Origin of the sequence: Anaeromassilibacillus senegalensis (genome assembly GCF_001261775.1) — a bacterium.
GTDB classification, from domain to species: domain Bacteria; phylum Bacillota; class Clostridia; order Oscillospirales; family Acutalibacteraceae; genus Anaeromassilibacillus; species Anaeromassilibacillus senegalensis.
Genome location: NZ_LN868537.1, coordinates 432,952 through 452,046, shown reverse-complemented (window position 1 = coordinate 452,046; position 19,095 = coordinate 432,952). Strand labels below are relative to the sequence as shown.

Here is a 19,095-nt window from a genome sequence, read left to right as displayed (position 1 = left end):
CCATCGCCAATTACAGCTCCGATTTCAGCAAAAAAGACCGCGCGGCGCTCCGAATTTTATTGTAGTCGGAAATGGACATGGCCCGGATAGCATCGTCGCCAATGGGCATTGTGCAGGCACGGGCTGCCATACGCACCAAGTATTCGCCGGAGAAAGTCGGCACAATAACCGGTTTCCCTAATGCCTGCATCTCGTTTTCAATGGACAACCCGTCCTCACCGGTTAATCTTCCCCAATCGAAAATCAATTCCTCATAAGTTTTGTCTTCATATGTAAAAGGCAAAGTAAATTTATGAGTATACACAAAGACGCTTTTCTCCGCCTCTTTTTCAGCAGCAGAAAATTCCTTTACATTAACTCCATAATCGTTTTTAACGTTACTGTTCATAACGACACTCCTTTTTTCAGTCGAAGACCAGACTGTATTGATTAAAAAATAACCCGGAACGGCTGTTCCGGGCATTTATTTACTTTCCGAGAGCTTTGCGGACATCGTCCAAATAATCGACGCCGTTCACATAACAAATGAAATTGAGTGGGTCGATTTCCCGCTTCTTTTTTCCATTAATGTAAGTAGCCCAATAGCGAACCGCATATTCTCCGGAGCCGTCTGTAGGAGCAGCGGGAGCAATGGAACCGCCTTTATCCGACTTCGGGACCACCACTAAAATATGTTTGATTTTTTGCACTTTAACTTCGCCGGCCACGGTATCCTCTGTTTGCTGTGCAACCCGGAGATCAATCGTATGACGACGGGGCTCGGACAGTTTAACCGCCTGCTCACTGGTGGTACGGAAGCTCAGTCCAAGCGTCATTGCGTCGTAATGCCCCAGAATGACAGCTTCTATATTTCCGGCGATTCCTGCACCGGATATGGATTGTGTCAGTGCGGTGAGATCCGGCAGGGTTGCCTTTGCCATGCCGATATACTCTACACTGTCTTCATAAACTGCAAAGTTAATAACACTTTGATCCATTGATTAACCCTCCTTTCAGGGCTGAAGCGCACTGGCTACATACTCGGCATCGTATTCCAGAACAAATTCGATTTCCTGCGCAGGACTGGGAGGCGTCATATAAATATGAATTTTAATCACCCCCGCCATCAGGCTGGTTTCCGGATTCTCGGACTCCAGCATTTCCGCTCGCGCGCCAAGCAGATAACCGGCGCCGGCCAAACCGTTAAGCCAAATGTTTGCAGAGTCTAAAATTGTATCAATCAAGCGGCGATTCATGGGCTTGTCAAGTTTGCTCCAGAAAGAACGTACAAGCGAATTGCCGATCCAGCCGAACATCCGGGACACAGGGATAAAATAATCTTTAACATCCGTACTGGCCGGATAACAGGCAGTGTAATTGCCCCAACACATCCAACCACCCATAAAGTTCAGCGCGGTTCCAATTCCGTTGAAATTCAGCATGTTGGCTTGCTCCAACGTCAAGTTGACTTCCGAACCGTCCTCCAAAACCATTGCATCGCACCGAAATGCCTTGTTGGAAGGACTCTCATAAGGACAGCCGTTGTTGCTGTCCACCTGAGCCATTAAGCCCGCTTGCTGCGTGGACATATGGAAGGTGTAATCACCCAGTTTTAACATCGGCCAGGAGAGGATTTCATTCGTATCGATAAAGTTGTTGGCCTTCTTCAAGGAAATTGCCTCGGTGTAGCTTTCTGCCCCGCCCTCTTTAGAACTAATGTCGATCAGGGCTTTTGCTTTGAACATTCCGTTGATACTCCCCGCCTTGGTTGCCATAACAGCTGCCACTGTGCTCTCACTGGAAAATCTCGGGGCACAGATCAAATCGGGAACCACTCCCAAGGTGGTCATGCACAGTTCAATGCTTTCCATTGCAGCGGCGATATTGACGGCGTTAACCGAAGAAGGGGTAACCTTGTTGTATGCTGCACTGATTGTTTCGGCATCATAACAGGCGCCACCGGCAAGCACTTCGATGACCAGATGTTCCCCGTCATAATAGGTGCTATAGTCAGTACCCTTGACATAGGCTGCGCCGGTTGCGCCGGAAGCTTTGAGCACTAATCTTGCATCGTCAATGGCCTCAATAGGCAGTTTCGCTTTGTGATCGGATAGTTCCACATCCGCTGCCGCTGCACTTTCCTTCATACTGGAAATATCCAACACATTGCAGAAGACTGCAGGCTGACACCCAAACAATTTGAAATGCGAATACATAAATTCACAAAGGGTGTAATCTTCCCAATTGTCCGAATATCCAAGCTTTTCTACCGCTTCTGTCCAGCTGGTACAGAGTACAGGTACACCGGCCTTTCCCGGGGAAATTGCACTCTGTACCGGCGCTAAGCCCACGACAAAAGGAACGCCGGATTCAGCTACAATAGGCGTGCTAACACTCGTCGCTTGTTCGGAGATAAATACGCTGTGATTCATATGTGTTTCCTCCCTATTTGTTCTTTCCGGAAGCAAGTTTTCTATAGTTTACAAAAAGCAAGTTTCCAGGCGTTTTCACCTTGATTCGGTCAGTGGCCAGTGTCTCGCCGCCCACCACCAGCGAAGCAATTAGCGGATGCTTCTTGACTTCGGACTCGAGGTCCTTCAGCACCTCTGCTTTGGACTTGGGGTAGATTGTTCCGGACTGAATAACCCCGATGATGGTTGGTCCTATGTAACAGCAAAATCCGGAAAAACCATCAGGTTTCTTTTGCAAGATGTTCTTTTTGGCCGACTGATCATCAGCCTTGGTTGTGGTAACCTCAATATCCGCCGCGGGGGCCGGCTCGGCAATTTTATCATTTACAGCCATTGTCTTACCTCTCTTTCTACTGCCGGGAGTTTCCAAACGCTTATCATCTCTCCGGCATAATACGGGGCGGTATCCTCGGGATAAACTAGCACTTCCAGTCCTGCCTCCAAGTCAAGAGTGAACTGGTTACCGATAACGACCTTGCGGAGCAGTTGGATACGCAGCCGTTCCATGAGGTTGAGCAGCGTAAGACCACCCTCCTGTTCATCGTTGTTGTACACACAGAAGATGGTACGAACGGTAGCCGTGGACAGAACCTTCTGTCCCGATGTCTGGGCGTCCTTACCGGTGATGATCTGATGCAGAATATAAGGGACTTTTTTCTTGGCGGCCGAGCTGTCCGGCAACCGGGCCAAGTAGGTATCAGCTGGCCGGTATGCCTGGTCAACATCACCTTTCTGCATGGATACCGGCATAATGATGTCGTGTACAGCCTCCATGGTCTCATCACGCAAGCATTCCAACAGGATAGTCCGTGTCATTTACCTACCTCCCCAGCCGTTGAGCACGCGCAGAATCTCATGTTCCACACGGGCTTCATAGGTCTGCCGGATAGTCTCGTCCATTTTCTCAATGACTCGGTCATTTTGCATCATGTGGCCAGTGGACGGACCAAACTTTTGCTCCACCGGGAAACGAGGTATACCCACGCGCTCATAGACGGCAATAGGTCCGTAGATGCTGGCTACAAAAGCGTGTTCCAGCATCGACGCCCCACCGTTGCGCTTGACTTGGGTTTGCACCTGGCCATTCCGGGAAAATTTGGTGTTGAAAGTCAACAAGGGAAGAACGCTGCTAGCGTATGAAATCTTCATCTCCACGATGCTTCCCCCGCTACTACTAATGTGGGACTTCATGTTGACGTTCCGCACAAACGTCCCTTTGTTAATGGTATACTCGGCGGCAGCAAACTGACCCGCCTTAGTCTTGGCAGTATCACCGGCGCGCTTTAGGGCGGCATAGGTTGCCTTGTATACCCCGCCAGGGATTCCGGCAAGCAGCTTGTTCACTCGGTCCAAACTATTGCTGCCTACCTGATCAACACGTACAACACTCATTCATCCACCGCCTCCAATTCCACGCGTAACATTCCCATCTCGCAGACCGAGGACGCGACATAAAATTCTCGGAAAAATCCTACGCCACCTTGCTGGTCATTGATTTTGATGCGTTGTCCCTTTTCTGGTTGATTTCCACCCAGATCTGCCGCCGCGCAATGTAAAACGGCAGAAACCAGATACAACCCCTGCGCATGATCTGATACCAATTGTCTCCGGCTTTTTTCGCTAATGCCCGTAATCACAACCGGAATATCTTCATAAAATACATCATCATAAAACACTGTACGGCTTTCTGCAAACTCATTTAAGTTCATAAATACATTACAGTTGTCGATATCAACCATATCTTTAAAGCTACTCATACCACGGGTTTCTCCACGTCGATCTTAGGCATTCCTTCGTGGTCGCCTTTGGAGCCAAGCCCAAATTCAATTGAACGAATAGCGTTGATAAGTGCTGCCTTTGTCTTGAGTTTGGCAGTATCGATACACATGTTTTCTGCCAGCTCTTTCAGTTCGGCATTGGTCCACTCTTCCAGATGCTCTTTAAAGTGAGCCTCTTCCCTCTCTTCTGGACCGTCATTTACATCAGATGGGTTTTCGCCAACCGGCTCGCCATTCCCGCTCTCTCCGGGCATTGCAACAGGTATGGCCGGGAATTCAGGCGGCGCCTTGTCATCGCAGGCGGCAACGCCAAGGCTGATGAGCCGAGCAGCCTCTTCTTCAGATACCTCGACAACCTCGCCGGCCTTAACCGGGATGACTATCTTGGACCCATCCGGTCTATAGCCGTAGATTCCATTGATGATTTTGATCTCCTTCATGGGCTACTCCTCTCCGGGCGGATATCAGCCCACCACGTTGGCCGCATACATCCACGGTGCCTTCTGCTTGGGAGCGGCCAGGGGGCGGGCGGCCTCGCGCAGCTTGCGGATGTCGTGCTCCTTGTCCACGGTGAACTTCGGTACGCGCTGCATGGCGAAGGTGTGGAACTCCCCGTCATCCTCAATTTGGGTGACCTGGCCGTACATCATGTGGCCGCAGTCAGGGGCGGTGACCATGGCGGAAGTCGCGGGGAACAGGCGCTGTGTCACGCTCTTCTCGTCCACCACGGTCTCGCGCACCACGTAGATGTCCAGGTCGACGCCGCCAAAATTCAGGCGGCCCAGCCACGCAATGCCGGGGTAGCTGGTGAGCCTGGGCGCGAGCTGGCCATACTCCATGCGCCGGTTGTCCAGCAGCTTCGCCAGCTTTTCATCGCTCTGAATGAACTGGCCGACGGCGGTTCCCACAACCAGGTCGGTGGCAGGCAAACCGCGGTCCAGCAGGTCGCCAGTCATCGCCTCCACGTCCGCCTTGAAGTCGCCTCCGGCGGCGTCCCATTTGCTGGACACGGTGTAGATGGCGGGGTTGCTGCCGTTGACGTCGTAGTAGAACACGTCCCAGGGCTCTCCCACGGTGTCGTTGTCGATGTAGGCGATGGCGGTGCAGCCGTTGTTGATCATGGTCTGTGCGGCCATCCACTCCTCGCGGCGCTGAATGCGCCGGGAGAGGTCGGTCAGGTCCTGCATCTGCAGGGCGCGAGTACGCTCGGCGGGGGTACTGTTGGAGAAAAGTGCCTCCCCGAAGCCTCGCTTTCGCAGGTCGTCCATGGTCAGCAGGCGGGAGGGGGCAATGTAGGGCGGCTCGAACTCGTGGATCTCGTAGCCGGAACGACCGATGGGAATATCGCCGGCGCGGCGGACCACAAAGGGGGCCATCTTCCGGTCGCCGTCGCGGTACTCCACCAGGACTTTATCGGCGGCGAAGATATCCGTCCCGGCGTTGGTGGGGAAATAGCGGTCGCGGAAAAAGCTCTGCGGCAGCACGATTTCTTCAATCATGCCCGCCATGTAGTAGGTATTGAAAACGCTGATAGGCATAGTCGTATCCTCCTTCGGTTAGTCCCAAAGCTGAACCAGGTACAGGCCACGCTCGCGCAGCTTGTCTTTGTCCGCCTCGGTAATAGTGTAGCCCTCCGTCGTAACGAGTGCGTTGACGTTGAAGCAGCCCGCCACGTAGACGGCAGCCGCAACGTCCTCGGTGGTCCCGACATCCTCCGGGTCGCAGAGGATGCAGTCGGGGGTCAGGGTGTCGCCTCCAGCCGCCGCGCCGCCAAGGATGTAGAGCTTTCCGTCGCTGGAGGACTTGGCCAGGACAGTGCCACGGGCGTAGCTAGCCGCGGTGGAGAGCTTGGAGATGGTGCCGGATGCTACCTTGACGGGCGGCATCATCCCGGCAATCAGATTGTCGTAGGACATTTCGTCCACTTTGTTATTGAGATGATTCGCCATGTCATTTCTCCTCCTTTTCGGGATTGGTCAGGGCTTTGGCGTCGGCGCGGCCCTTGGCCATCAGTTGCGCGGGGGTCAGGGTGTCGTCGTCTCCCTCGCCGCCATCGCCGGCTGCCGCGCCTACCTGCTGCGCGCCGGAAGCTGCGGTGTCTCCCTCCAGTGCGGCCAGGAACTTCCGCCCCTGCTGAGATGCCTTTTGCGCCGCACGGTAAACCATCTCCTGAGCGGTACAGGCGGTGTCGCCATACTTGGCCGCATTGATGGTCTCCGTGTCGAAGATACCCGCCAGTACGTCAATGTCCTGAATGCGCTGGCGCTCGGCGGCCACGGGGTCAGTTTGGGGATTGCTCGCAGGATCGGTAGGCGGGGTAGCCGCAGGGGACGAAGCGTTGGGAGCAGCTGCGCCGGACGCAGACACGGCGGCTCTGGCTTCGGCCATCAGCTGTTCTGCGAGGGTCGGGTTCTCCGTCTTCAGCTCGTCAAGGGTGTTTGCCATGGTGTTTCCTCCATTCTGTCCGCCGGTCTGTGCCGGCTGATGTCTATTTATCTCAATCGGGACCAAGTTCCCGGGATTGACCGTAGGGATGGCGGCTGGGATGCCGCTCTTGCTCGTGGAGGCCCAGACCGGGCGGCCGCCTACAAGAAGTGTGCGTCGGTCGGCGCTGGCGGCGACTTCCAGTCCATCGCTACCCTCTACCAATTCGTCAGCAAAGCCCTTGCTGATGGCTTCCTGGCCAGTCATGTAAGTTTCTGCCTCCATCATATCCAGCAGCTCTTGGGTGTCGATTCCGGTCTTGATGTGGTAAATGGCGGCCTGAGAGCGGTCGGCCGCGTCATATCCGTCGGCCATCTTTCTCAACTCTGCAGCGTTGTAGCCGCCCCAGATGAAAGCCCAGCACCGATGAATCATAATCAAGCTGCTGGGATAGACCTGAACCTTCCCACCCGCGCACATAATGAGTGAGCCGCCGGACATAGCCACGCCGTCCACGATGACCGTGATATCGGCGTTCAAGCTTTTCAGGCGATTATGGATGGCCAGAGAATCGTAGGCGTTGCCGCCCACGCTGTGGATACGAACCGTCAAGCGTGCCACATCTTCTACCTGTTTCAAATCCTCCAGGAACTCGCTGAGGACGATGTACGCCTCCTCTGATGGCTTTCCCGTCCGCCAGTCGATGGGTCGCTCGCTGACAATATCGCCATACAGCACGATTTCGGCGGAATCCTCGCCGGTCCGCTCCATAGTATAGGGCTGTGTAATGCTTTCCCCGGCCGCCGGAGTGGCCGCGCCTCGCGCACCAGCTTTCAGCCTGCTCCAAAAGTTCATTCGGTTTTTCCTCCTTCGTTATCTTCCTTTTCGTTAAAGTCAACTGTCACGGAAGCCAACCCATCACCGGCTGCGGCCAGCTTCGCATTTTCCGCCGCCAACTGCTCCACATTTTCGTCCCAGTCACCGCCGCCCGTCTCCCGAGCAACCTGCTCATGGGTTTTAAATCCCTTCTGCACCTGCAACACGGCGGCCTTGACCTCCTTGAGCGGGTCGAGAGACCCCTGCACTGGTCCGATCCACCGCGCGGCGCACCACGCGGCGCATACCAGTGGATCCTCAAAAAAACCAGGGGCCTTGATGCGGCCGCGCGCAACCGCCTCCGCCAGCCAGACCTCGTAGACCGGCTGGCAGAAGTCGGCCACAAACCAGGAACGGCGCATCTTAAAGTCCTCCCAGGCGTCCATCAGCGCGCCCCGGGCGGATGAATAAGAGGAGTTGTACTCTTTGATCAGTACGTCGTATGGGATGCCCAGGCCGGCGCCAATCAGTTTGCAGAAAGTCTTGACAAAGGTATCAAATCCAGTGGTCGGGATATTCGGGCTTCCAAACTTGACGTCCTCACCCTCCTCCAGATGGGCTACAGTGCCAGGTCCCATTTCATATTCGTTGCGGCTCTCGGAGACATTCTCCGCATCGGGATTGGCTCCAGGGACGCCAGCAATATCGCCCCCGCCGACCTCGTTGAGCGGCATGTCCTCCGCATCTGTCTTGGTGACGATCCACGCCGTGAAGAAGCTCTGGACCAGGGCGGCCATCAGCTCGCTTTCGGTATATCGGCGCAGTTGCAGAAGTGGCTCGATGACCTGGGCAAGATAGGTCACACCCCGGTACTGGTCGCACCGCTCGCTGTTCATAACGTGTAAAATATTGGGTAGGCCTGTGCTCTTGCCGTAGGCCTCAACTCGCGTCCACGTGGTCTGCTCTCCGGTAATTTGCCAGGGGTAGGTGTTGCGGATATGGTATGCGACCACCATGCCCTCGTCGTCCACTTCCACTCCGTCGTAAATCTTGTTCCCAGTAGTAGTGTTTTTCCCGTCGGTCACGCTCGGGTACATGGTCCCTCCGCCATAGTCGTCCGGAGTGCTTACTCGGTCGGCCTCGACCAGATGGATCCGCAGAGAGTAGGGATTGGCGGGAGTCGGCTTATACCGCTTGAACACTGGGAACACATCTCCGCTCATCAGCCAGGACACCAGCGCCAGTTGTTGCATCCCTTCAAAATTGTTCATGCCGGTGGCGTCGCAATTCGCTTTTCTGCTGGCCCAGAGGCTGAACTCTGCTTCCGTTCTCCGCTGCCAACTCTTGGCCGACTCCGGCGAAAGGCCCAGTACATCCCGGTTGATTGAGCTTTTGAGGGCGAGGCCGACACCGACGACTTTCGTGCGGTTGGTATTGATAGCGCTGGTGGCCACCGGGGAAGACATGTAGAGCATCCGGCCACGCTGCCGCAAGGTCATGTTGTTGCACGATATGTCCTCATTGGGAGATCCACTGCGCGGCGTGAAGCCTTTCATGGCCCGCCTTGTCAGGCTTGCGCCGGCCTCGCTGTATCCTTTGGCCTGGGGCCGTGCGTCATCCGGAAGATAGAGCCCGGATTTTTTGTCGTGGTATATGTCGGCCACCTCCTGTCAGTAGTCATAAAAAAACGGGCCGCCCGGTGGCGAAAGGAGCCACAAACTCTGCCGGGCTTGCCCACGGTAAAAACAACTCTTTCGAGCCTGTACCCAGATTTACCAATCGCGGGGGATAACGCCGACTGCCCGCCGCGGCTTTCGCCCGGACAACAGGGCCGTCAACTCGTCAACCTTCCGCTCTGACTCCGCGATTTCCTTCTGTAGGGCGGGGATGTCAAAGCGCGTGAGCTGCCGGTCGTCGATTGTATAGCTTTTTACGCCGCCGTCGACCAGAGCCAAATACGCAGTGCGCAGCTTCTCCAGGGCTTTTTTCCAGAACTCCAGCCTCGCCCGCAGCTCGGTTTTGTCCGTCATGCTCTCACCTTACCAATCGTCATAATACTTTCGTAGCACGTCCCCGGCCTTCTGTCGCTTGGACGGGCGCGCGGACTTGGCCGCCACGGGAGTTGCAACGCCCTCTGTAGGCCGTTCTCCTCTGGCCGCTTTTAATCTCCTGCCCACCTCGTCAAGGTCGGCGGGAAGGGCCTTGAACGCCGCGAGGGCGTAGTTGCGGCAATCCAGCGCCTCGTTGCGCTCGTGGCCGGGTATTTTCTCCCATACCCAGGGCTGCCGCCTGTCCGCCTTATAGACCAGGTGTTCGGACAGAAGTCCGGTAAAGTAGGCCGGTCCGTAGTCGTCACGCCTGGGGAAATGGCAGTATTTCGGCCCCTTCGTCTGGACACCCAGGTTGTCCATGATGATTTGCTTGCCCGCGTCGACGCCCAGTTGATATTGCCAGCAAGTGCCGATGGCGCGCTGCCGAACCACAATTTTCTGTTTCTTCGGCGGGGCGGTAAACGGGCGGTCCGGCCCGGACATGCCCTTGATGCAAAAAACTTTTTTGCCAATGCGCGACCTGCATTGCAAGCGCACATCCTGCGTGAAGTGTCCGCCTTCATCGACGAAGGACATGGACACGTGCAAGCCCACGCCGTCCGCAAACCGGAACACCCGGTTGAATACCATCTCGTCCAACTTGGTCCAGGTCGCGTCGTCGTCAGGTCGTCCCATGACGATACCTTTCTCTATGCCCCAGGTCTCCCCGAAGTGGCCATGGCCGAGAATTTCATACTCCATTCGGTTATCCTGGGTGTCAACGCCCGCCGTCAGCACGAGCACACCGTCGGGCAGCTCGGCGGTATATTCCTCCCGGCGAGCCATCAGGCTGTCCTCGTCCTCCAGGTCGCCGCGGTCCTCCCACAGTTCGCCGAAGCAGGTGTTGTAGACGACCTGTAGCTTCCGGGTGTCGCCGATGGCGTTCAAATACTTTAGGATAATGGACTCCCAAGAGGCCCACTGCGATACGAAGGCATTGAGCCAAAAGGAGCGCACCCCATGGTCATATGCGGTCGGATTTTCCGCCACCCACCGGGCGGGCTGGCGTTTCATGGTCAGCTCGTCGGACACGCAGCCGCAGTCGGGACAAATATACCAGATTTGAGTTATGGTATAGGTTTTCTTGCCGTTGACCTCCACCATCTCGTGCTCATAGCGGATACTTTCCCACTTGATTTCGTGGTATTCGCCGCAATGGGGACACTTTGACTTCCAGCGTTCCATAGTCCCCTCGTAGTACGAAGCCTCGATAGCGCTGACGTTCTTTACTGTAGGGGTAGAAACCTCCACTGCTTTCGCGTTATAAAATGTGATTTGGCGGGCCATTGCAAGTTCCCAAGGGTCGCCTTCGTTACCGGCCGACGACGCCCATCGGTCGCGTTCGTCACCGAACACATAACGGATTGGTTTGGACGCCAATGCATGGGCCTCGGTAGAACCGCACATGGTCAGGATACCGCCAGGGTAGGTCTTCTGAAGGAGAGTGTTACCGCTTTCCCGGCTCTTGGCCGGGGCGACCTTCCTTTTCAGCGTGGGGCAGTCCCGGATCATCGGCGCGATGCGGAGCTTGGAATACTCCTTGGCGTCAATGGTGGTGGGGTGGACAAAGAGGATGCTGCCGGGGTCCTCGTCGATAATGTAGCCGATAGCATTGTTCAGAAATTCGGACTTTCCAACCTGGGATGCGGCCACCATGACGATGCGCCGTACTCTGGGATCGGTGAAGGCATTCATTGGTTCGCGCAGATAGGGCGTACGACTGGTGCGCCATGGTCCCGGCTCGGCGCTGCTCTCGGAAGACAAGCGGCGCTTTTCCTCCGCCCATTCCGTCACAGTCAGATCCTCTGGCGGCTTCATGCCAACCAGCGCCTTGGTAATGGCGGTGTTCAGCCGGACAGCGTCATGCTCAGTCGTCATCGTCGTCACGTTCGTTTATGGCATCCCAGCTTCGCCGCTCCCGGACGCGCTCCTCGTACTTTTGTGGGTCGTATCGGTACCGCGACAGTTCCTCCATAACCTTGAAAATCTCCTTACGGATGATCTCAGCAGCCTCGGCGGGGGTCTCGGTGGCGGAGGTGTCCACGGCCAGTCGACCGGGTAGGGCCACCAGCATCCCCCGGATGGTATAGATCAAGTCCTCTGTCATGGCGGCTACGTCCTCATTGCGGTGCATCTTTCCCTGCAGTTCTTTCGCCTCCAGTACGGCGATGGTGGCCTTGGCCTTCTTGATACTGACCTCAGCATCCTGCTTCTCCTTGTCCTGGGACGACGCCTCCCGCTCTCGGCTGGAAAGGAAACTGATATATCGCTGGACGGAATCACAGAGAAGGAAACAGCCTCGCTTTGCTGGTGGAGTGGTCCCGTCCTGTGCCATCTGCTGCACCCGGCGTGCCGTCACACCCAGCACCATAGCCAGTTCCGTGGTGCTGACCTCTGTTTCGTTCGTCACCGTCTTCTCATTTTCACGTCCAGCCATGCATCCATCTCCTTATATTCGTCTTATTTGGAACAAACGTAACGAAATGCCCCAAAATTACTTTTCCTAACTGATTGAAATTTGGGGTCGTCGAGCCCGCAACGCCCCGGGCGGGGCTGTCACAGTACCTTTTTTCTCATGGGCTATCCTTAATTGCGGCTGGCTTCATCCAGCGGCCGACCTCTGTTCTCTGAAATACATGCAGCGTGGAGCTGTAAGCAAAGGTCCCCCCGCATACAAGAAAGCTGATTGTATCGGGCGTTCTCCATCCAGTTGTTGCTGGTCCTGAGCTGAGCGAGCTTTGCGTCAATGGCTGCGATTTCGGCCTCATATTCTGCAATGGTTTGCTCACACATGCGTGTCACCTCCAAAAAATGGGCAGCAAAAAGCGCCCCTTGGATAAGAGGCGCTTTTGAAAGAAGGGAAAGAAAATATGAAAAAGACGTATCCTTGTAATCAATTCCTCACGATATCATTATACCCCCTTGATTTTTTCCGTAGGTGTCATCTTTTAGATTTTATGTAGGTTTATCGCCAATCGAATAAGGAATTGTTTCCTGTAGCGCTTCATCGTACTTTCCGATAAGGACAGATTTATATCACGGATCCACACCCCTTCAAAAAAATTAAGCCTGATAAATTTCCGCTCATAATCATCGCGACATCCCGACAGCGCCTGCTCTATCGCTTTTATTTCTCTTTCATTTTCGCTCTTTCTTAGAATGATCTGTTCCGCTTTATCCGCTGTCTCATTGCTTGTACCACCCCCGTGTGGCTGTCCATCAGTAGGATGACCAGATAGGATTATTTCTTCTTCTATTTCTTTTCGTCGCCGCAGCAGAGCGTAATAGGAGTGCGCTACAGCGACGCAAATACAATATACATCCTTCGGGAGTGTTATGTATTTGGGGTTGTACAATTGATATTCCTCCCCACCAGCTCGTCCAGCGCAATTCCAAAAAGATCGGCCAGCATGATCATGGTATCCACTCTCGGATACCGGCTTCTTCCCCCTTCGAGATACAGAATTGTCGTCCTGTTTACTCCCGCCTTCTCCGCGAACTGGTTCACAGACATCCCGCGCGCCTCGCGAAGCCGCCGAAGCCACCGAAGCCGCGGCCCAAAATCTTCAATATTCATTGTGATCTCCTTTCTTATTCTATGAACTATCCACCCGTACCGATTTCACCGCCGCACGCCGCATACCCAGCCAAATCAATGTAGCTATCCTCTGGTTTTTTACCCGTGCAAACTCTGGCAATTTTAAGTAATGCCATTAGCATTGCGACGTCTTTAGGTCTAATACAAACACAACCATCAGGAGATACACAGTGATATTTAATATAAATCTCCCAATAATTAGCAATTAGACTAAAATTGTCCTCTGGCTTTCCGTGGTCATTTTGACGCTCGCAAACGCGCTTTTGGGCTGCATCGAGTATTTCCAATCGGTTCATTCAACCACCTCCCATTCCTTTATCGTAAGTAATCCAGAAAGAGCACAGCACCGTTAAACTTGACGCGATAATGCTGTAGGTCTTCCGCTGTAACGTACTTTCTCCCAAAAAACTCCTTCATATCGCGCCACACCACCCACGGCACGAAAAAGAAGCGGTCACGGATTCCAACGCATACCGCTGCGATTGCGCCCATTCCCGCATGGTCTTCCAGCGCGTTCAGCTGCTCCTGCGTCAGAACGTTCCGATGCATGCGCTCTGTGGTTGTGTACTTGGCTTCAAACACAATGGATCGGCCACCCGCCAGCGTTCCCTGGTAGTCCGGTTCTGCCGCCGCTGTAAACCGACCGGTGAAGATTCCGCTTCCATGCTTCTTCGTCACTCGGAACGGCTCCGGTATCTTGTCGATCTTTGCGCGCCGTTGTGCTTTGTATTGCTTACAGGCCGTTTTGATCTCGTCTTCAAAGAGATGCCCTTGCGCATTGTTAACCATACCTTGCCATTGCCGTTGCATCTTTCGCGGATCGTTTTGCATTCTTTGACCTTCCTTTCTCAAATGGGCGCAGTTGAATCATCCTGTAGAACTGATATGGAATCCCCGTGACCGGCGAAATCCCATTCTCTACAGAATTCGGATCTATGTAATAGCCCTTTATGGGCTTAGGTTCCTCACGCCATTCCCGGGCGTCCACTTCCTGTATCTTCTCTACCGGCTTAATGAGATTCCTGCTTCCCGACCACCGGTTCCCTGGGATGCTCTCTTCTCCGTTTGGCGACAGGTGAGACTGTCCCATGAGATACCAGGCAAGGGCGGAGTATTCTCCATTCGGATACAAGCCTGTAAACCGCATGGCTCCGTGCGGCCAACATGCTGCAACGATCCGGTAATCAAATGCAGGGATAATCACATGATGATGGGGCGCGCCTTGTTCTCCATAGGCCGTCACCAGAATGTATTTAAACTCTACCCCTACCCTTTTGAAGCGCCTGCGTACACGGTCCAGGAAATTCTCCATGTTCTGCTTCGCCCGCTGTGGATCCGGGCGCTCTTCCTTCCGATAGGTGCAGGTCAGAAAGAGATCCCCGGGGACAAAATTCGCGTTGATCTGCCGGGTGAGCTTTCTCCACGCCATCTTCTCGTTGTATTTCTTCATCGCCTCCGGTGTGCGGCTTTCCCGGTTTCCCCGTGGGATGTTTCGGCCGTACCGGGCGGAATAGCTCTTGTGTACTTCTATGGTGATTCCAGCTTTGCAAGTCTTCTTCAGGTACACCGATCTTCCTCCCTCTTCCGGCCATGCCCGTAATGTTAATACCTCAACCAAGGTAGAAAAGGCCCGGACTTTTGCCTGCTGGAATAATACCCAGGGAACAAATGGTGTACAATATATTTGCTCCGGATACTATCCGGGTAATGCTTCACCCATCGACGGCTGCCGGGCCTCATGTCGATGGGTGATTTTTATTCTTATTCAATTGCCGTTTACCCGCCCCAATGCAGCATCATACCTGCAGTGCGGGGGCCATTCATTTCTGGAAGAACAGCCGGCATAGCAGTGATTCTGACAAATCATAGCTTCATGCAATGGACAATGCGTCCAGATATGTGTTTGCTTTACATCCTTCCCGCAGACTGGGCAGATTGTATTATCATAGGGCGGTTTCATTTCACCGGTCCCCCTCTACGACATTATGCACATCTGGCAGATCGCCGCCGTAGTCCTCGGGACAAAGGGCTGGTAAACCCCATCCTTCCCGCAGCCCTGACAGGGATATGGCAGCATTTCCCGTTCTGGTGGCGGAGGCGGTGGACGGCGCAGCCTGCAGGTTTCCCGTTTCATGCAACTATGGCATTGACAGTTCTCGCACGCCTCTTTCTGGCTGGTATATATCCTGTCTCTGTTCTCTTTCCTGGGCATGTTCCATCCTTCCTGCTTCGTGTGCGCGGTATTTGCCGCATGGCGGTTCCGCTGTAATGGGTGCATAAGGTGGGCAGTCTCTGTCTACACATGCATCACAGGGACATGGTTCCACCTCTGCATCACAGTCCTCCATATCAATCACACAGTCATCAAAGTTTTTGCATGTGTCACACCAGCACTGGTCACATTTGCTTATTACCGCAGATTCTGTCTGTTTGGCTTTTGCTGGTTCTCCCGTGTATCGGTTCTTTCCCTTGCGTTCCAGATCATCACCGATTTTGCGGCGAACTGTTCCGTCAAAGTGATTCATGAAGAACGTCCAGAATACAATGGGGTTGTCCTCTTTACAGTCTCTCAAGGTATCATCCAGTGTCGTGTTCAAGATGGATATTAACTCTGCACGTGTCATATCTCTTTCATTTAAACCTCATGACGCAAAGTCAGGGTGTATAGTTCTCCCGCACATGTAAAGGAAACACTGGCCTGTGCGCCGTTATCATCGTCATGGGTGTACGCATAGCAGGAATCCACCTTGCCGGCGGTATACCGCTTTTCCACGCTTTCTTTTAACCAAACCAACTCCTTTACCATTTCCAGCGTCTTGACATCCACGCTGTTCTGCTCTACACTTTGATTAGAAATGTTGTCGCATTTCGCATTGCCGCTTTGGGTGCTCGTAACGCCCAGGGCGGCTTCTTTTTTGTCCTTCTGCATTTCTACTTCCCCTTTATGTAGTCGTCTCTTCCAAGGAGCCAATCCACTTTTACATCCAAAATATCAGCCAGCGCCGCAAGTTCAAAATCCATAACATACCGGTGCTGCCCTTCCAATTTGGACAAACCGGACGTGCTCAGTTCTATGCCTTTGACCTGCATTTTTGCAAGTAAGACTCTTTGAGGCATGTTCACACGGCGGCGTGCTTCCGTAACACGGGCACCTACAATATTGCGGTTCCCCAATGGATATTCTCGCAATCTCAAGTCTTCGTCATCCTTTCTTTCTGCTGGCAGTTTTCCCTGCTTGCAAGTCCAGATCTGTTTGTAATGATCCCTGTGTCCAATGTACCCCTATGTAGTCCAGCACCCTACCCCACCCATATACTTCATTTGTAACTGGATCTTTCACACATCGGTGCATCCAAAAATTCCATTCTTTCGGGTTGTCTTCGTAGAGCCGGTCAAATCGATGCGGTCTCTTTTCGAGCTGGATTCCAAACCCGCACATGGAGCAGCCTGTCCTCTGTGCTCTTGTTGTGTAAAGCGTGCCATCTGCTTGGCATTCTATGGTGCCGTATACCTCTGGAACAGGTACATCCAGGTCAAGGGCAAGCTGCAACAGATCTTGGCGGTCAAATATCGCAAATGGCGCTGACCGTATCGCTGTCTTTCCAAAGTAGTTGCATCCATTCATCATGAGCGACTTTTGGCGGCGACCTCCTTCGGACGCCATGAGACCCAGATACGGTACACTGTTGTGTTCTTTCGCCCAGTCATCACATGGCTTCTCTTTGAGGTAATAGCAACACTTGGCGGATACTTTAAACGGCGCACATTGATATTGCACATCCTCCCGTTCATTTTCACCTCCTGCAAACAGTTCCAGCCATTTCTGAGCCATCTTCATCCGGGTGCCTGTCCGGTTTCCTCCGTATGCTCCGGTTTCTCCTGTGATGATTGCATGCCGGACTGTGGCATTCTTTGGAGATGGATTTTGTAGCAGCTCGATCTTCGACGCCGTTTCTTTAGACAGTACCGGGAACCCGCATTCCTGCAGAACTTGTGTTTTGCTCTTTAAAGGTTTCAGCGAGATGATTCCCAATGTTTTATGTATGGCCTGAATGCTCTTGTCCTCCAGGGTCGATACCGAAACCGCTGGAACATCTATCCCAATGGACCGCAAAAACAACAGCAAAGTAATGCTGTCCAGACCACCTACGGATACATGACAGTTCAGTCCTCGCTTGCCACACTCGTTGTAGAACTCCCATGCGCGTGTGTATGCATAGTTTATTTTTGCTTCATACGGTAGTTTCTGTTTTACCCGAAACGAAGCGATTTTCTCGTCTGTGTGATTCTCCTTCATTCTCTCCATACAACTTTTCATTTTTGTTTTTCTCGACCTCCATTCTGTGAATCTTTATCACGCAGCAACCCGCCAATCCCCATGGCCAGACTCTCTGCCGTCGCTAGGATCAGCACTTGCCAGATGGTCAACATACCGCTGTCTGACGCCATCGCTGTCATTATGGCCCCGGTCAAACCGGCAACAAACAGGATCACGCCCAGCCGGCTGTGCTTTATGTATGGGTTGTCTTTGTTCAATGGTTATCCCACCCCATAAATTTTATAAATCCTTCTTTAAGGATTTTGATCCGGTTACCAGAACGAAAATACGGATACGGAAGACTATCCGGACCAACCTTTGCCGCTGTGCGTATGTATTGCGGATCCTGTCCCAACACTGGTGCAACCTGTGCGGGAGTCAGATACTCTTTTGGATAATTTATAATTTCTTCTTTTGTCACTTGTTGCACTCCTTTCCAAAAAAAATCAAACTATCAAAAGTTCCATGGAACTTTGCCGGTTGTCCCGTTTCATCTGCCGATCCTGATACACTACCTCTCCGCAGCTAATATCATCAGCAGAGGCATAACGTTTATAAGCATCCATAAGTTCCTCACAGAGCAGATCTACATAGTTGTCCACTTTTTTCACCTCCCTACCACCTTCGGTTGGCTTATTATTGTATTTTTTCCTTGCTCGTGATATTCTTTTAATGTCGTTCCCGAATAAGGACGTTGGGTTGAAATTCATAACTGCATGGGTTAGTCAAAATCTATTTATGCCCGCCCCTCGGAAGAGGGGCATTTTCTATGTAACCGAAAACTATTCCTCTAAATCCAACTTTTTACATCACACATCTCCTTTCTGCCATTTTCGTTCTAAACTAAACTTTATCATATCTGTTGGATATTGCTTTATCAGAGATAAAGTAATATCTGTAATTGTTTGTCAACATCCTTTTATGAAATATATGTTTTGATTGTCCATCTTCCAAAGCAGATAATTTTATTCCTTTTATTGACATAAATTTTGCAATTAGGTGCTTTAAGTGCTATAATTGATTCGTTGGAGGAAAGCTTATGAAAAAGATTTGTTGTTTTTTGCTAACAGCCCTTATTCTCTTTTCCCTGCCAGCCTGTGGTAATGATTCGTCTGCATCGCAGCATGAACCATCATCGGCTATTTCCAGTATGGTTTCACCCAGCTCAACACCATCTTCAAGCAAATCCAGTAAAGTGTCTTCTGAACCTTCCAGCGTCAGGGATTTACAGGACTCCCTGTGGTCAGAAGATACATCGACGTCAAAGGCAAGCGAACCAGACTCTTCCAGGGAATCCAGTTCTTCTGCCGCACCTAGCAGCTCTTCTAAAGAACCGATTGCTTCTTCCAGTTCAAAGGCCGCAGAATCGAAGGCGGCCGATGTACCGGCAACAAAAGCTGTCAGCCCTCAAGCAGAAAGTTCTAAACCCGTTGAACCGGCCAAACAAGAAGAGCCAGTTGCGCCAGAAAAGAATGGAGCGATGGTCTGGATAACCGCAAAGGGAAAGAAATACCACAGCAGCCCATCCTGTAGTAACATGAAAAATCCTCGTGAAGTCAGCGTTAGTGAGGCCGAAGCCTCCGGACGCACCCCGTGCTCTAAATGCTATTGACTCTACAAG

The 19,095-nt window shown here is 52.8% G+C and carries 28 protein-coding genes; 1 reads left to right on the top strand and 27 read right to left on the bottom strand.

What is annotated here, in order from left to right:
- Window positions 1-10 precede the first annotated feature (10 nt).
- The 27 genes from BN2106_RS07840 to BN2106_RS16110 form a co-directional block, all read right to left on the bottom strand.
- Entirely contained in the window at window positions 11-463 is a 453-nt protein-coding gene (locus tag BN2106_RS07840; protein ID WP_154666450.1) for a hypothetical protein, read from the bottom strand.
- Between the two features lie 4 nt (window positions 464-467).
- The gene (locus tag BN2106_RS07835) at window positions 468-977 is read right to left on the bottom strand and encodes a phage major tail tube protein (RefSeq protein ID WP_050698000.1); all 510 of its coding nucleotides are present in this window, start codon (window positions 975-977) and stop codon (window positions 468-470) included.
- Window positions 978-992: 15 nt separating this feature from the next.
- Entirely contained in the window at window positions 993-2,411 is a 1,419-nt protein-coding gene (locus BN2106_RS07830) for a phage tail sheath family protein (RefSeq protein WP_050697999.1), read from the bottom strand.
- A 13-nt stretch (window positions 2,412-2,424) separates the two neighbouring features.
- Window positions 2,425-2,784, bottom strand: coding sequence for a hypothetical protein (locus tag BN2106_RS07825; RefSeq protein WP_050697998.1), 360 nt, complete (start codon window positions 2,782-2,784; stop codon window positions 2,425-2,427).
- Window positions 2,775-3,266 carry a hypothetical protein gene (locus tag BN2106_RS07820; RefSeq protein ID WP_050697997.1) on the bottom strand — a complete coding sequence of 164 codons (492 nt, stop codon included), beginning with the start codon at window positions 3,264-3,266 and terminating at the stop codon, window positions 2,775-2,777. Before BN2106_RS07820 ends, BN2106_RS07825 begins: the two co-directional genes overlap by 10 nt.
- Entirely contained in the window at window positions 3,267-3,842 is a 576-nt protein-coding gene (locus BN2106_RS07815) for a hypothetical protein (protein WP_050697996.1), read from the bottom strand.
- Complete coding sequence (locus BN2106_RS07810; protein ID WP_050697995.1) at window positions 3,839-4,207, bottom strand: hypothetical protein; 369 nt, start codon at window positions 4,205-4,207, stop codon at window positions 3,839-3,841. Before BN2106_RS07810 ends, BN2106_RS07815 begins: the two co-directional genes overlap by 4 nt.
- Window positions 4,204-4,668: a hypothetical protein gene (locus BN2106_RS07805; RefSeq protein WP_050697994.1), complete on the bottom strand. Its 465-nt coding sequence runs from the start codon at window positions 4,666-4,668 to the stop codon at window positions 4,204-4,206. The genes BN2106_RS07810 and BN2106_RS07805 overlap by 4 nt, the downstream gene beginning before the upstream one ends.
- 24 nt (window positions 4,669-4,692) lie before the next feature.
- Complete coding sequence (locus BN2106_RS07800; RefSeq protein WP_050697993.1) at window positions 4,693-5,766, bottom strand: major capsid protein; 1,074 nt, start codon at window positions 5,764-5,766, stop codon at window positions 4,693-4,695.
- Window positions 5,767-5,784: 18 nt separating this feature from the next.
- The gene (locus tag BN2106_RS07795) at window positions 5,785-6,177 is read right to left on the bottom strand and encodes a head decoration protein (RefSeq protein WP_050697992.1); all 393 of its coding nucleotides are present in this window, start codon (window positions 6,175-6,177) and stop codon (window positions 5,785-5,787) included.
- Window position 6,178: 1 nt separating this feature from the next.
- Window positions 6,179-7,507 (bottom strand): head maturation protease, ClpP-related, encoded by a 1,329-nt coding sequence (locus BN2106_RS07790; RefSeq protein ID WP_050697991.1) that lies wholly within the window; start codon window positions 7,505-7,507, stop codon window positions 6,179-6,181.
- Window positions 7,504-9,132: a phage portal protein gene (locus BN2106_RS07785; RefSeq protein WP_242846277.1), complete on the bottom strand. Its 1,629-nt coding sequence runs from the start codon at window positions 9,130-9,132 to the stop codon at window positions 7,504-7,506. The genes BN2106_RS07790 and BN2106_RS07785 overlap by 4 nt, the downstream gene beginning before the upstream one ends.
- A 108-nt stretch (window positions 9,133-9,240) precedes the next feature.
- Window positions 9,241-9,498 (bottom strand): hypothetical protein, encoded by a 258-nt coding sequence (locus BN2106_RS07780; protein ID WP_050697990.1) that lies wholly within the window; start codon window positions 9,496-9,498, stop codon window positions 9,241-9,243.
- A 9-nt stretch (window positions 9,499-9,507) separates the two neighbouring features.
- Entirely contained in the window at window positions 9,508-11,436 is a 1,929-nt protein-coding gene (locus BN2106_RS07775; RefSeq protein WP_050697989.1) for a phage terminase large subunit family protein, read from the bottom strand.
- Window positions 11,426-11,995 (bottom strand): hypothetical protein, encoded by a 570-nt coding sequence (locus BN2106_RS07770; RefSeq protein WP_050697988.1) that lies wholly within the window; start codon window positions 11,993-11,995, stop codon window positions 11,426-11,428. The genes BN2106_RS07775 and BN2106_RS07770 overlap by 11 nt, the downstream gene beginning before the upstream one ends.
- A 149-nt stretch (window positions 11,996-12,144) precedes the next feature.
- Window positions 12,145-12,351, bottom strand: a complete 207-nt coding sequence (locus BN2106_RS07765; RefSeq protein WP_050697987.1) for a hypothetical protein — start codon at window positions 12,349-12,351, stop codon at window positions 12,145-12,147.
- A gap of 155 nt (window positions 12,352-12,506) precedes the next feature.
- Complete coding sequence (locus BN2106_RS07760; protein WP_050697986.1) at window positions 12,507-12,914, bottom strand: ArpU family phage packaging/lysis transcriptional regulator; 408 nt, start codon at window positions 12,912-12,914, stop codon at window positions 12,507-12,509.
- Window positions 12,893-13,135, bottom strand: a complete 243-nt coding sequence (locus tag BN2106_RS07755) for a helix-turn-helix transcriptional regulator (RefSeq protein ID WP_050697985.1) — start codon at window positions 13,133-13,135, stop codon at window positions 12,893-12,895. The genes BN2106_RS07760 and BN2106_RS07755 overlap by 22 nt, the downstream gene beginning before the upstream one ends.
- Before the next feature lie 26 nt (window positions 13,136-13,161).
- Window positions 13,162-13,452: a DUF6378 domain-containing protein gene (locus BN2106_RS07750; protein ID WP_050697984.1), complete on the bottom strand. Its 291-nt coding sequence runs from the start codon at window positions 13,450-13,452 to the stop codon at window positions 13,162-13,164.
- Window positions 13,453-13,471: 19 nt separating this feature from the next.
- Complete coding sequence (locus BN2106_RS07745; protein WP_050697983.1) at window positions 13,472-13,945, bottom strand: Holliday junction resolvase RecU; 474 nt, start codon at window positions 13,943-13,945, stop codon at window positions 13,472-13,474.
- Window positions 13,938-14,723 (bottom strand): rolling circle replication-associated protein, encoded by a 786-nt coding sequence (locus tag BN2106_RS07740; protein ID WP_050697982.1) that lies wholly within the window; start codon window positions 14,721-14,723, stop codon window positions 13,938-13,940. Before BN2106_RS07740 ends, BN2106_RS07745 begins: the two co-directional genes overlap by 8 nt.
- A gap of 1,068 nt (window positions 14,724-15,791) precedes the next feature.
- Complete coding sequence (locus BN2106_RS07730; protein WP_050697980.1) at window positions 15,792-16,085, bottom strand: hypothetical protein; 294 nt, start codon at window positions 16,083-16,085, stop codon at window positions 15,792-15,794.
- Window positions 16,086-16,087: 2 nt separating this feature from the next.
- Window positions 16,088-16,351 carry a helix-turn-helix domain-containing protein gene (locus BN2106_RS07725; RefSeq protein WP_050697979.1) on the bottom strand — a complete coding sequence of 88 codons (264 nt, stop codon included), beginning with the start codon at window positions 16,349-16,351 and terminating at the stop codon, window positions 16,088-16,090.
- Window positions 16,352-16,358: 7 nt separating this feature from the next.
- Window positions 16,359-17,453: a hypothetical protein gene (locus BN2106_RS07720; protein ID WP_407921733.1), complete on the bottom strand. Its 1,095-nt coding sequence runs from the start codon at window positions 17,451-17,453 to the stop codon at window positions 16,359-16,361.
- A gap of 17 nt (window positions 17,454-17,470) precedes the next feature.
- Window positions 17,471-17,692 (bottom strand): hypothetical protein, encoded by a 222-nt coding sequence (locus BN2106_RS07715; RefSeq protein WP_050697978.1) that lies wholly within the window; start codon window positions 17,690-17,692, stop codon window positions 17,471-17,473.
- Window positions 17,689-17,895: a hypothetical protein gene (locus BN2106_RS07710; RefSeq protein WP_050697977.1), complete on the bottom strand. Its 207-nt coding sequence runs from the start codon at window positions 17,893-17,895 to the stop codon at window positions 17,689-17,691. Before BN2106_RS07710 ends, BN2106_RS07715 begins: the two co-directional genes overlap by 4 nt.
- A 25-nt stretch (window positions 17,896-17,920) precedes the next feature.
- Complete coding sequence (locus BN2106_RS16110) at window positions 17,921-18,085, bottom strand: hypothetical protein (RefSeq protein ID WP_154666447.1); 165 nt, start codon at window positions 18,083-18,085, stop codon at window positions 17,921-17,923.
- 428 nt (window positions 18,086-18,513) lie between these two features.
- On the opposite strand from BN2106_RS16110, the gene BN2106_RS16105 reads away from it, so the two are divergent.
- Window positions 18,514-19,086, top strand: a complete 573-nt coding sequence (locus BN2106_RS16105; RefSeq protein WP_154666446.1) for a hypothetical protein — start codon at window positions 18,514-18,516, stop codon at window positions 19,084-19,086.
- Window positions 19,087-19,095 lie beyond the last annotated feature (9 nt).